Raw genomic sequence first — 11,995 nt, 5'->3', positions numbered from 1 at the left:
CACGGCACGATAAAATGGCCGGGTATGAGCCCGGCCATTTTCGTATGTGCAAGCATGCAAAAAACGCTTGAAAAATGGTGCGGCTGCCCGTATGTGACGCACCAAGCGCGGTCGACGCGCCGTTGTGCGGTTGTAGCTCAGTTGGTTAGAGCGCAGGTTTGTGGCACCTGAGGTCGGAGGTTCGAGACCCCCCAACCGTACCATTTCCACTCTTCAAAATTTGATCGGTTCCGGGCGTGGATGAGTTCTGCGCCCTTTTGCGTGGCCGTCGCTTGACTCCCGACGAAAATAGGTAGATCGGTCTACATATTTAATTGAGGTGCACGATGACCGAACGAGTGCCGGCACGGGAACGGCTGCTGAAGGCAGCTGCCGAACTGTTCTATCGGGACGGGGTAGGGGCGACGGGGATCGACACGATCACGGCCCATGCCGGCGTTGCGAAGATGAGCCTCTACAACAACTTCTCCTCCAAGTCGGAGCTGGTGAAGGCCTATCTCGATGCGCGGCTGGAGGAGTGGCACGCGCTGTATCGGCATCGGCTCGCCAGCGCCGCCTCGCCGCGCGAGCGCCTGCTGGCAGTCTTCGATTCCTATGTCGACCATGCCGAACTCGCCTATGGCTGGGGTTTTCGCGGCTGCGGGCTTCTGAATGCGGCTGCCGAACTGTCCATCGCCGATCCCGGCCGGGCGACGGTCGCATTGCAGAAGGAAGAGGTGGAGCAGCTCTTCCGGCAATATCTCGGCGAGATGAAACCTGATGGTGGTGCCGCGATCGATGAGACGGCGGAACATCTCTCCTTCGTGCTCGAAGGCGCGATGGCGCGCGCGGGGCTCGACGGGCATGACGGGCGGCTGAAGGCGGCGCGCAGGATTGCCATTTCCGTCATGGACAGCCTATGAGCGCCGCGGATCTCGCGACGGCGCCCCGTCCGGCCACCCGCCTATGGGCGATCCTTGTCCTCGTGCTTCTCGAAGCGGCGCTGGTGGTGAGCTGGAGCGCCGGCTTCATCGGCGTTCGCTTTGCGCACGATCACGCACCGATCTTCCTCATCCTGCTTTGGCGCAGCCTCGTCTCGGGCTTGGTGCTGCTGCCCTTCGCCTTGATGATGGGGCCGAAAATCCGCGGCAGAGACATCGCCTTGCACATGCTGCTCGGCGCGCTCGCCATGGCCGGCTACCTGTCGGGCTTTGCGCTGGCGATCTCCTTCGGCGTGCCGACCGGCCTCGTCGCCCTCATCACCGACATGCTGCCGCTCGCGGTCGCCTTCCTGTCCTGGCCCATTCTCGGGCAGGCGCTCACCACCCGGCAGTGGATCGGTTCGTTCATCGGGCTCGCCGGCGTGGTCATCGCGTCCGGCTGGTCGCTGGATATCGGCAATGTGCCGCTCTGGGCCTATGGCCTGCCCGTGCTCGGCACGCTTTCACTCGCGCTGGCGACGCTCTTGCAGAAGCGCAGTGCGTCGAGCGCCATGCCGGTCTACCAGAGCCTCTGCATCCAGTGCCTGTCGGCGGCGGTGATCTTCGCCGTGCTCGCCTGGCACGAAGGCGGCGTGCTGCCGGTTCTGGACGCCGGCTTCATCGGCGGTATTCTCTGGCTTGTCTTCATCGCCACCTTCGCGGCCTGGAGCCTCTATTATCTGGCACTCCAGAAATCCTCGCCCGCCCGGGTCACGGCCATCCTCTATCTCAGCCCGCCGGTGACGATGATCTGGGCCTGGCTGATGTTCGGTGAGCCGCTTTCCTGGGCGATGGCGGTGGGCCTGGCGGTGTCCCTTGTCGGTATCCTCATCGTTGCGAAATCTCAGGCGCCGGCCCATTCCTAGAGGGTCGTAAACCCTTCATTTACCAAGCTTTTGACGGCAGTCCCGATTTGGCACTGTATTAGGAATCCGTTGACCACTGAACCCTAGGGTCTGACCTGTTCCTGTGTGGAACCGGTCCGCATGACGCGCTGCCGCGATGCAAATGGGGTTTTCATATGCACATGACGTGCGTCAAGTGGCTGGCGGTTCCCGCTGGCATGTTCGGGCTGTTCCTTCTCTGGCTGCCGATCAGCCTCCAGGCCCAGCTCATTCTCTCCTTCGCCGTGCTCGGCGTGATGTTCCTGGCGATGACGCGCCCGGCCAACACCACCCTGCGGCTCGTCACCTTCACCTTTGCCGGCATCCTCGCCATGCGCTACGCATTCTGGCGCACCACGGAAACGCTGCCGAGCATCTACGAGCCGCTCAACTTCATCCCCGGCCTGATCCTGTATCTGGCCGAGATGTACTGCCTTGCCATGCTGGCGATCAGCTTCTTCATGCTGGCTGATCCGCTGAAGCGCAAAACTCCGGAGCCGGGCGAGGCCGCAAGCCTGCCCACGGTCGATGTCTTCATCCCGTCCTACAACGAGGAGCCCGAACTGCTCGCCGGCACGCTCGCCGCGGCAAAATCGCTGCTCTATCCGAAGGACAAGCTGAACGTCTACCTGCTGGACGACGGCGGCACGGAGGCCAAGCGCAACCACAAGGACCCGCGCATCGCGATCGCCGCGATCCGCCGCCACGAGCAACTGAAGGCGCTTTGCGCCTCGCTCGGCGTGCACTACCATGCCCGCAAGCAGAACGACCACGCCAAGGCCGGCAACCTCAACGAGGGACTGAAAGTCTCGAACGGCGAGCTCGTCGTGGTCTTCGACGCCGACCATGCCCCGGTGCGCGAGTTCCTGCGCGAGACGGTCGGTTTCTTCCGCGAAGACAAGAAGCTGTTCCTCGTCCAGACGCCGCACTACTTCCTCAACCCCGATCCGCTGGAGAAGAACCTCCAGACCTTCGCGCGCATGCCGTCGGAAAACGAGATGTTCTACTCGATCCTGCAACGCGGGCTCGACAAGTGGAACGCCTCGTTCTTCTGCGGCTCGGCGGCGGTGCTGCGGCGTTCGGCACTTGCGTCGGCGAATGGTTTCTCCGGCCAGTCGATCACCGAGGATTGCGAGACGGCGCTGGCGCTGCACTCCAAGGGCTGGCACAGCATCTATGTCGACAAGCCGCTGATCGCCGGTCTCCAGCCGGAAACCTTCGTGTCCTTCATCGGCCAGCGCGCCCGCTGGTGCCAGGGCATGTTGCAGATCCTCATCCTCAACCGCCCGTTCCTCGCCAAAGGCCTGACGCTCGCCCAGCGCATCTGCTATGCCGGTATTAACCTGTTCTGGCTGTTTCCGCTGTCGCGGCTTGCCTTCGTCTTCTCGCCGCTGCTCTACATCTTCTTCTCGCTGGAAATCTACCAGGCGAACATCCTCGAATTCGCCTCCTATGCCGTGACCTATCTCATCGGCTCCTTCGCCATGCAGAGCTACCTTTACGGCCGCGTGCGCTGGCCCTGGGTTTCCGAGCTGTATGAATATGTCCAGTCGGTGCTGCTCTTCGGCTCGATCCTCAGCGTGATCCGCAATCCGAGGAAGCCCACTTTCAACGTCACCGCCAAGGGCCAGACGCTCGACCGCAGCACGCTCTCGCCGCTGGCACGGCCCTATTTCATCATCTTCTTCGTGCTCCTGGCCGCAGCCCTCTATTCCGGCTACCGCTTCCTGACCGAGCCGGTCGCGACCGAGCTTCTAACCATCGTCGCCGGCTGGAACCTCATCAATCTCGGCCTTGCCGGAGCTGCGCTGGGCGTCGTCGCCGAACGCCGTGAGCTGCGCCGCAACCAGCGCCTGCCGGTCAAGCGCCACGCGCTGATGAAGATCGACGGCAAGCTCAACAACATCATCATCCAGGATGCCTCCTCCGGTGGCATCTCGGTGGAGTTCGTCGACAAGGCGCCGGAAATCGACCTCGAAACCCCGCTCGAAGCGACGATCCAGCTTCGCCGCGCCGGCCAGATCATCGCCTTCGACGTGATCTGCCGCTCCAGCCGCGCGGCCGGCGAGGGCGCCATCTACGGCTTCGCCTACAAGGAGCGCACGCCGGAGACCTTCATGGCGATCGCCGAGCTGATGTTCTCCGACCAGGCGGTTCTTCAGGAACGGCTCGTGCGCCGGCAGGTGCGCCGCAGCTTCTTCTGGGGCACGTCGCGCTTCGCGCTGTGGAGCATCCGCGAGACGCTGCGCGCGCTGCAATATTCCGCCGGCCTCATCCGCGAAAGCGCCGTCAAATCCTTCGCCGATGCCCCCATCGTGGTGAAGGAAAACAATGCCCAGATCCCCGGCCGCGCCGTCGAGCTGCCGCCGGTCCTCACAGGAACCCAGGCCTATGGCTAAGACATCTCTCCTCGCAATGCTGGGCCTTTCCATCCTCGTCGCCTCGGCCGGTGCCGGCCGGGCGGAAGGGCTGGTGGCCGATAGCGTCAAGCCGCTGCTCGAAGGCACGGCGCTGTCCGGCGGCCTGCTTCCCAAGCCCGTCGAGACAAAGAAAACCGAGCAGGCGGCGGACAAGAACCTCGTGCCCTTCGAGCAATCGACGGATGCCTATATGCTCGCAGGCGAAGACGATGTCGCGACCTTCACCTTCGCGTTGGATGGTCCGCAGGTCTCCGCCGGCGGCACGCTGAACCTCGCCTATGTCAATGCCGTCTCCGTGCTGCCCGATACGGCGAAGATGGATGTCGAGGTGAATGGCCGCGATATCGGCAGCTTCGCCATCGCCTCGCCGAACGGCACGCTGACGGAAAAGATCGCCGTCGCCTCCGAATTCCTCAAGGCCGGCCGCAATGTCGTGCGTCTGCGCGCCCGGCAGCATCACCGGGTGGATTGCTCGCTCGATGCGACCTATGAGCTGTGGACGAAACTCGATCCCGCATCGAGCGGTTTTGCCACCAGCGCCGCGTCCGGCTTTACCGATTTCGACAGCCTGCTGGCCGTCCGCCGCAATGCGGCGCAGCGCACGGATGTCCGCATCGTCGTTCCCGGCGCCCTGAGTGCCGAAGCGCTGAACGAGCTCGCCCCCGTCCTGCAATCGCTCATCCTCTTCCTGAACCGGGACGATGTGAGTGTCTCGGTTGCGGATAAGCCGGGCACCGGCCCGGGCATCGATCTCGTCATGGCGATGGATCGCGGTGGCGCCGCAACGCTGTCCAAGCTCGGCCTTTCGAGCGCCCCGCGCGGCCTTTCCGTCCAGGGCGGCGCCACAGCGGACCGGGCGACCGTCGTCCTGCGCGCCGCCAATCTCAACGACGTCAATGCGGCCGTGCTCGCCGCCGTCAAGGGGCCGCTTGCCGATGGGCTGAAGTCCGGCATTTTCGAAAAGGGCAGGGGAGTGCTCACGGTCGATGCTGGCGAGCGCCGCACGCTGAAGGAAGCGGGTTACGAGACCCGCGTCTTCTCCGGCCGCCTGTCGCGCACCGATTTCGCCGTCGAAATGCCGGCGGATTTCTACGCCGCAGAATATGCGACGCTCGACCTGCGCCTGCATGCCGCCACCTCGCCCGGCCTCGACCAGACCGCGCAGCTTCTCGTGCGCGTCAACGACAAGGTCGTGAAGAGCTACCCGTTCCGCAACCGCGAGGGCGAACAGTTCGATGGCAAGCGCATCGAACTGCCGCTGCGCGCCTTCCGCCCCGGCGTCAACCACGTCGAACTGCTCGCCGAACTGCCGGTAGCCGCCGATGCCGCCTGCCGGCCGGAAGAGCGCGACGACGGCAAGCCGCGTTTCATCCTGCTAGACACGACGGCGATCGAGGTGCCGGCACTCGCCCGCGTCGGCCGGCTTCCCGATCTCGCGGCACTCGCCGGCAAGGCCTATCCCTATGGCGGCGGCAAGCCGTTCGATCTCGTCATCGACCGGGCGGACAGCCAGTCGGTCGGTGCCGGCCTTACCCTGCTGTCGCGTCTAGCCCTTTCGGCCCGCGCGCCGCTGACCGCGAAAATCGCCATCGGCACGCCCACGCAAGGCACTGGCCGCGATGCGCTGGTCGTCTCGTCGCAGAACGAATTCGCCGAACTCGGCGCCACCGACAAGGCATCCTTCCCGAGCGAAACGGATATCAGCGCCTCCGTCGCCGCCTTGCTGGAACCAGACCCTGTCGTCACCGCATCGGTCTCGGACACCGCGACCGGCAACGAGACCGCCGACTTGCTGCAAGCCTTCCACAATTCGACGGCGGCCGGCGAGGGCGACCTGTCCTTCGGCTCGCGTGCACAGCTCTGGCTGTCCGCCGCCACGAAGAATTTCGGCCGCTGGCTGAGCTACCAGGGGGATGACACTGCGCGCGTCACACCGCATGGCGCCGGTTCGCTGGTGACGCTCTCACAGATGCGCTCGCCCGACGGCCTCTCCACCTGGACGGTGATCAAGGCGAGCGCGCCGCGCGATATCGAGGCGGGCGTGAACCGGCTTGTCGAGCCCGCCATCTGGCGCGACCTCGACGGCGGCACGGCCACCATCGAAATCGCGAGCCTGTCGCTCGTCAGCCTGCCGGCCGCGGATCGCTACATCGCCGATCTCCAGGATCGCAGCCCCGGCAACCTGCGTCGCGTCGCCGCCGCCTGGTTCTCCGACAATTTCCAGATCTACGTGCTGCTCGTGCTCGCCTGCCTCGGCATCTTCGCCGTCTGGCTCGGCATCACGGTGCCGCGCAAGGGCGTGAGGTACGACCGATGAGAGCGCTTTTCCTTGTTCCCCTGCTGCTCGGCTCCTCGGCGCTGGCCGGCGAAACGAAGCCCGGCCCCGGTGAGGTCGAGCTCGCTGCCCTCTATTATTATGCCGAGCAGAAACAGCAGGATCGGCTGGAGGCCGAGACGAACCGGCTGCGGCTGAAATATCCGGATTTCGTCGTGCCCGCCGACGTCTATTCGCCGGCCGCCCGGCAGGTGGATGAAAGCACGCTCTGGGCGCTCTACGAGAAGAACGACTTCCTCGGCATCGATGCCGAGATCGGCCGCCGCCAGTCGGAAAATCCGGAATGGCGCCCGAGCGAGGATTTTTCCGGCAAGCTCGCCCGCCGCAAGCAGCGCGTCGACATGATGGCCGCCACTGCCCGCAAGGACTGGATGGGCGTCATCGAGGCCGCAAAGAGCCTCGATCCGTCCAGCGAAACGGAAGTCGATCTCGTCTGGATGCTGCTCGACGCCTATGCGCAGACCGGCGCCAAGGATGCGCTGACCGATGTCTATCGCGGCCTGCTCTTCCGCGAGGGGGACAAACGCCTGCCGGACCAGCAGCTCCTGACGACCCTGCAGAAATCCACGCGCGATTTTTCGGCCGACGACGTGCGCAAGGCGATGGGTCTGCTTGCGACCTCACCGATGCTCCAGGCCGTCTTGCAGCCCGTCGAACTGGACCTGACCCGCAAGGAGGTCGCCGACTTCAATGCCGACGAGAAGCGCCAGACGCCGATCGGCGAAAGCGAGGTTGGCAAGCTGCGTCTGGCTGCGGAGAAGGGCGACCGCCCCGAAGACCTCGCACTGCTGGGCTGGTACGACCTGAAGCTGAAGGCGCCGGAGAGCGCCGAGCGCTGGTTCAAGGCAGCGCTCGTCAAGCATCGCGACGAGAACGATGCCAAGGGCCTCTACCTGTCGCTCGCCGCCCAGAACAAGCAGGACGAGGCCTACGCCGTCGCGGAACAGTATCTGGAGGACCTTTCGGGCGATCCGGAATTCCTGATGAACGCGCTGTCGCTGCGCTTTTCCAAGCCTGACCAGCCGGATGCGGACGTGAAGACCGTCACGGCCTACAGCAACGCCATCCTCGCGACCTCCAATGCCGACCATGCGGAAATCCTCGCCTGGTACGCCTATAATTCCCGCCAGTACGAGGCGTCGAAGGCCTGGTTCGCAAAGTCGATCGATTGGGAAAGCGCGCCGGTGCGGGTCAAGGGCCTGGCGCTCAGCCTGCTGCGGCTCGGCGAGAAGAAGGATTACGCGGCGCTCGAAGGCGAGTACCGCGACATCTACCCGGATATCTGGGCCGAGATAAAGGTCGCGACCCCGCCGAAGGGCCGCCGCAGCATTGCCATCGACATGCCGGTCGCCTCCATCGGCGGCACCGGCTACCTCGCCCATTTCAAGGCGAAGCGGTTCAGCGCCTGCATCGAGGACATTTCCGCGATGGAAGCGCGGGGCGCGGTGTCCGCGGATGCCATGCTCATCAAGGGCTGGTGCCATCTCGGGCTGAACCGGCTTGCCGACGCGCGCAACGCCTTCGAGGCGGCACTTGGCAACGGCCGCACGCAGGCCGATGCAGCCTACGGCGCGGCACTCACCCTGCTGCGCGGCCGCCTGACAGACGATGCCGAGGCGATGATCGGCATGTATGCGCTCTCGGAAAAGCGGGACCGCGAGGTGCGGGCCGAAATCTACTTCCAGCGCGCCCGCTCGGCTTTCGATCACAAGCAGTACCAGCGCGTGCTCGACGCCCTCAATGCGCGCGCAGGCCTCGTCGCCGAACCCGCCGATCTCAGCCAGCTTCGCGGCTGGGCGCATTATCATCTCGGCCATCGTGCCGAGGCGCAGGCCGTCTTCGCCCGGCTGAACACGCATCTCTATGACCCGGCGGCCGCGCGGGGCCTCGCCATCTCCTCCGATTACCCCACCCGATAGGTTTTTCATGCGCTGGCTGCTTCTCGCCGCATTTCCGTTCCTCGCCACCGGCTGCACCGCGGTGCACGACCCGTTCCTCGAAACGGGCGCCATCCGGCCGGATGCGCCGCCGATCTCGACCGAAGTGTCGCCGGAATTCGCGGCCGCCTATCTGCCCTCGATCTCCGGCCGCATCGAAAGCGTGCGCCAGACGGTGCGCGGCGAGTTCTTCGAACAGGCGATCGTCTATTCCAACGCCACGGCGTCCGCCGGCGAAAATGTGCTCACCGTGCGCATCGGCACGCCGTCCGAAGGCGTGACCTTCCTGCGCGCACCGACACGCCGCGCCATCCTGGCGGAAATGCGCCAGGCGCTGCCCGGCGTCGCCATGACGATCGATGCCGCGCCCGGCCAGAACATGCACGGCATCTACGGCTATGCCACCGGCCCGCTCGGGAAGTCCGGAAGCTGCCTCTACGCCTGGCAGTTCGCCAAGCGCGTTTCGCCGGTGCGCGAAACGGCGATGGGCCGGATCGGGGCGGGCAATTATTCCGCGCAGGTGCGCCTGCGCTTCTGCCATCCGACCATGCCGCAGGAGCGCATCGCGTCGCTGATGGCCGGCATGCGGCTGAAGCCGGTGACGCGCGACACGTTCGACATGCTGAGTTATGCCGGCGGCAGCGGTTACGGCCGCAGCCAGCCCGTGCTCACGCGCGCCGAGCCTGTGGCGATCGTCGAGGATGACGTCGAGGTTCGCAGACCAAAACGTCGCGTGGTGGAGGAAAAGCGGGCGGAGGAGCCGGCCATCATCCGCAATGCCGTGCGCGTTCCCCTGCCGGGCGAGGCCACCCAGGAAAAGGTGAAGGTCGCGGTGGTCGAAAAGCCGGTGGAAGAGGCAACGGTGACCGCGCGGGCGAAAAGCGCGCTGGTGCCGCTGCCCGGAGAGTAAGCCTCAGAGAAAGATCTCGTGCTCCTGCCGCACGAGTTCCTGCACGAATTCCGCCACGGTGCGCACGCGCACGAGATCTCGTGCGCTTTCGTGCCAGGTCGTCCAGTAGGCGCGGCGGATTGCGTTGGCGGGGAGCAGACGGACGAGTTCGCCGTACTGTCGGGCAATATAATCGTGCAGGATGCCGATGCCGGCGCCGGAGCGCACGGCTTCCGTCTGGCCGGTCGCGCTCGAAATCTCGAAGCTCGCATCCCAGCTGCGCATGATCTCGCCGGTGAAGTTGAGCGAGGCCGTGAAGATCAGGTCTTCCACATAGCCGACGCGCCGATGCGCCTTCAGGTCTTCGACGGTGTCCGGCGTGCCGTTTTCCGCAAGGTAGTCGCGCGACGCATAGAGCCCGAGCGTATAGTCCGTGAGCTTCGAGGAGACGAGGCGGCCCTGTTCCGGCCGCTCCAGCGTGATCGCGATATCCGCCTCGCGCTGTGACAGCGAGAAGGAACGCGGCACCGGGACGAGCTGGATCTTCAGTTCCGGGTGCCGCGCCGTCAGTCGCCCGAGCCGCGGTGCCAGAAACGACACACCAAAACCATCCGGCGCGCCGACGCGCACGGTGCCGGCGACGGCGGTGTCGATGCGGCCGATGCTCGCCTGTGCCGCCAGCATCTCCGTTTCCATCCGCTCGGCTGCGCGCAAGAAGACCTCGCCTTCCGCCGTGAGGTCGCAGCCATTGGTGCGGCGGATCAGGAGCCGCGTCTTTAGCGCTTCCTCCAGCGCGCTGACGCGCCGGCTCAGCGTCGCATGGTTGACGCCGAGGCGGCGGGAGGCGGCGAGGATCTGGCCGGTGCGGGCAACGGCGAGGAACATGCGTGCGTCATCCCAGTTCATACCGGCCTCCGACTTCAATTTTTGCACAACGGTTCCTTATATGAGGTGATTGAGTTGTGCAAATTGAAGTGCGATGATCCTCTCACAACAACGGAGGAGCTCCCCATGTACGAGATCGGCCATTTCATTCACGGCAAGAAGGTCGCCGGCACCAGCGGCCGCACCGCGAACGTCTTCAACCCGGCGACGGGCGAAGTCCAGGCGACGGTGGCACTTGCCAACGATGCCGACCTGCAGGCCGCGATCGACAGCGCGCTTTCCGCGCAGCCGAAGTGGGCCGCCACCAACCCGCAGCGCCGCGCCCGCGTCTTCATGAAGTTCGTCGAGCTTCTGAACCAGAACATGGACGAGCTCGCCGTTCTGATCTCCCGCGAGCATGGCAAGACCGTCGAGGACTCGAAGGGCGACGTCATCCGCGGCCTGGAAGTCTGCGAATTCGTCATCGGCATCCCGCATCTGTCCAAGAGCGAATTCACCGAAGGCGCCGGCCCGAACATAGACATGTATTCGATCCGCCAGCCGGTCGGCATCGGCGCCGGCATCACGCCGTTCAACTTCCCGGGCATGATCCCGATGTGGATGTTCGCGCCCGCCATCGCCTGCGGCAACGCCTTCATCCTGAAGCCCTCCGAGCGTGACCCGTCGCTGCCGATCCGCCTTGCCGAACTGATGATCGAAGCGGGCCTGCCTGCCGGTATCCTCAACGTCGTCAACGGCGACAAGGCTGCGGTCGACGGCATCCTGGCGCATCCGGATATCGCCGCCGTCTCCTTCGTCGGCTCCACGCCGATCGCCCGCTACGTCTACGGCACGGCTGCCGCCAACGGCAAGCGCGCCCAGTGCTTCGGCGGCGCGAAGAACCACATGATCATCATGCCCGATGCCGATCTCGACCAGGCCGCCAACGCCCTGATGGGCGCCGGCTACGGCTCGGCCGGCGAGCGCTGCATGGCGATCTCGGTTGCCGTCCCCGTCGGCGAGGAAACCGCCAACCGGCTGATCGAAAAGCTGACGCCGATGATCGAGAGCCTGCGCATCGGCCCCTACACCGATGACAAGGCCGACATGGGCCCGGTCGTCACCAAGGAAGCCCAGGCCCGCATCCTGAGCCTCATCGACAAGGGCGTGGAAGAAGGCGCCAACCTCGTCGTCGACGGCCGCGGCTTCAAGCTCCAGGGTTATGAAGACGGTTATTTCGTCGGCGGCTGCCTGTTCGACAACGTCACGCCGGACATGGAAATCTACAAGACCGAAATCTTCGGCCCGGTTCTGTCCGTCGTTCGCGCCAAAAACTACGAGGAGGCCCTCGACCTGCCGATGAAGCACGAATACGGCAACGGCGTCGCGATCTACACCCGTGACGGCGACGCGGCCCGCGACTTCGCCAGCCGCATCAACATCGGCATGGTCGGCGTCAACGTTCCGATCCCGGTTCCGCTCGCCTACCACTCCTTCGGCGGCTGGAAGTCCTCGTCCTTCGGCGATCTCAACCAGCACGGCACGGACTCGATCAAGTTCTGGACCCGCACCAAGACGATCACTAGCCGCTGGCCGTCGGGCATCAAGGACGGCGCCGAATTCGTCATGCCGACGATGAAGTGATCCTTCTTCCCTGATGGAATTCAAAGGGCTCCCGTTTCGGGGGCCCTTTTTGCATTGCCGATT

8 protein-coding genes and 1 tRNA gene are annotated in these 11,995 nt (G+C 65.0%); 8 read left to right on the top strand and 1 reads right to left on the bottom strand.

The window, feature by feature from the left end; translation table 11 throughout:
- The first annotated feature begins 126 nt into the window (after window positions 1-126).
- The 7 genes from GB927_RS28890 to bcsN all read left to right on the top strand — a co-directional run bounded on the left by GB927_RS28890 (window position 127) and on the right by bcsN (window position 9,445).
- Window positions 127-203, top strand: a tRNA-His gene (locus tag GB927_RS28890).
- Between the two features lie 123 nt (window positions 204-326).
- Window positions 327-902 (top strand): TetR/AcrR family transcriptional regulator, encoded by a 576-nt coding sequence (locus GB927_RS28885; RefSeq protein ID WP_256120679.1) that lies wholly within the window; start codon window positions 327-329, stop codon window positions 900-902.
- A complete protein-coding gene (locus GB927_RS28880) occupies window positions 899-1,825 on the top strand; it encodes a DMT family transporter (RefSeq protein WP_256120678.1) in 927 nt (308 codons plus the stop codon). The genes GB927_RS28885 and GB927_RS28880 overlap by 4 nt, the downstream gene beginning before the upstream one ends.
- A gap of 155 nt (window positions 1,826-1,980) precedes the next feature.
- Window positions 1,981-4,242, top strand: a complete 2,262-nt coding sequence (gene bcsA, locus GB927_RS28875; protein WP_256120677.1) for a UDP-forming cellulose synthase catalytic subunit — start codon at window positions 1,981-1,983, stop codon at window positions 4,240-4,242.
- Window positions 4,235-6,580: a cellulose biosynthesis cyclic di-GMP-binding regulatory protein BcsB gene (locus tag GB927_RS28870; RefSeq protein WP_256120676.1), complete on the top strand. Its 2,346-nt coding sequence runs from the start codon at window positions 4,235-4,237 to the stop codon at window positions 6,578-6,580. Before bcsA ends, GB927_RS28870 begins: the two co-directional genes overlap by 8 nt.
- The gene (locus tag GB927_RS28865) at window positions 6,577-8,517 is read left to right on the top strand and encodes a bacterial transcriptional activator domain-containing protein (RefSeq protein ID WP_256120675.1); all 1,941 of its coding nucleotides are present in this window, start codon (window positions 6,577-6,579) and stop codon (window positions 8,515-8,517) included. Before GB927_RS28870 ends, GB927_RS28865 begins: the two co-directional genes overlap by 4 nt.
- Before the next feature lie 7 nt (window positions 8,518-8,524).
- Window positions 8,525-9,445, top strand: coding sequence for a cellulose biosynthesis protein BcsN (gene bcsN / locus GB927_RS28860; protein WP_256120674.1), 921 nt, complete (start codon window positions 8,525-8,527; stop codon window positions 9,443-9,445).
- A 3-nt stretch (window positions 9,446-9,448) separates the two neighbouring features.
- Here bcsN and GB927_RS28855 read toward each other — a convergent pair whose 3' ends face one another.
- On the bottom strand, window positions 9,449-10,330 hold the full coding sequence (locus tag GB927_RS28855; RefSeq protein WP_256120673.1) for a LysR family transcriptional regulator: 882 nt from the start codon (window positions 10,328-10,330) through the stop codon (window positions 9,449-9,451).
- A 105-nt stretch (window positions 10,331-10,435) separates the two neighbouring features.
- Here GB927_RS28855 and GB927_RS28850 point away from each other — a divergent pair, with 105 nt between their 5' ends.
- The gene (locus tag GB927_RS28850) at window positions 10,436-11,932 is read left to right on the top strand and encodes a CoA-acylating methylmalonate-semialdehyde dehydrogenase (RefSeq protein WP_256120672.1); all 1,497 of its coding nucleotides are present in this window, start codon (window positions 10,436-10,438) and stop codon (window positions 11,930-11,932) included.
- Window positions 11,933-11,995: the final 63 nt, after the last annotated feature.

This window comes from Shinella lacus, assembly GCF_010994755.1.
Classification (GTDB): domain Bacteria; phylum Pseudomonadota; class Alphaproteobacteria; order Rhizobiales; family Rhizobiaceae; genus Shinella; species Shinella lacus.
The sequence above is the reverse complement of the archived record's forward strand: the minus strand, read 5'-3'. Positions and strand labels throughout refer to the sequence as shown.

Bases quoted from the DNA above. Each gene is read 5' to 3' on its own strand.
- GB927_RS28885 (WP_256120679.1), top strand. From the start codon at position 327: ATGACCGAACGAGTGCCGGCACGGGAACGGCTGCTGAAGGCAGCTGCC.
- GB927_RS28880 (WP_256120678.1), top strand. From the start codon at position 899: ATGAGCGCCGCGGATCTCGCGACGGCGCCCCGTCCGGCCACCCGCCTA.
- bcsA (WP_256120677.1), top strand. From the start codon at position 1,981: ATGCACATGACGTGCGTCAAGTGGCTGGCGGTTCCCGCTGGCATGTTC.
- GB927_RS28870 (WP_256120676.1), top strand. From the start codon at position 4,235: ATGGCTAAGACATCTCTCCTCGCAATGCTGGGCCTTTCCATCCTCGTC.
- GB927_RS28865 (WP_256120675.1), top strand. From the start codon at position 6,577: ATGAGAGCGCTTTTCCTTGTTCCCCTGCTGCTCGGCTCCTCGGCGCTG.
- bcsN (WP_256120674.1), top strand. From the start codon at position 8,525: ATGCGCTGGCTGCTTCTCGCCGCATTTCCGTTCCTCGCCACCGGCTGC.
- GB927_RS28855 (WP_256120673.1), bottom strand. From the start codon at position 10,330: ATGAACTGGGATGACGCACGCATGTTCCTCGCCGTTGCCCGCACCGGC.
- GB927_RS28850 (WP_256120672.1), top strand. From the start codon at position 10,436: ATGTACGAGATCGGCCATTTCATTCACGGCAAGAAGGTCGCCGGCACC.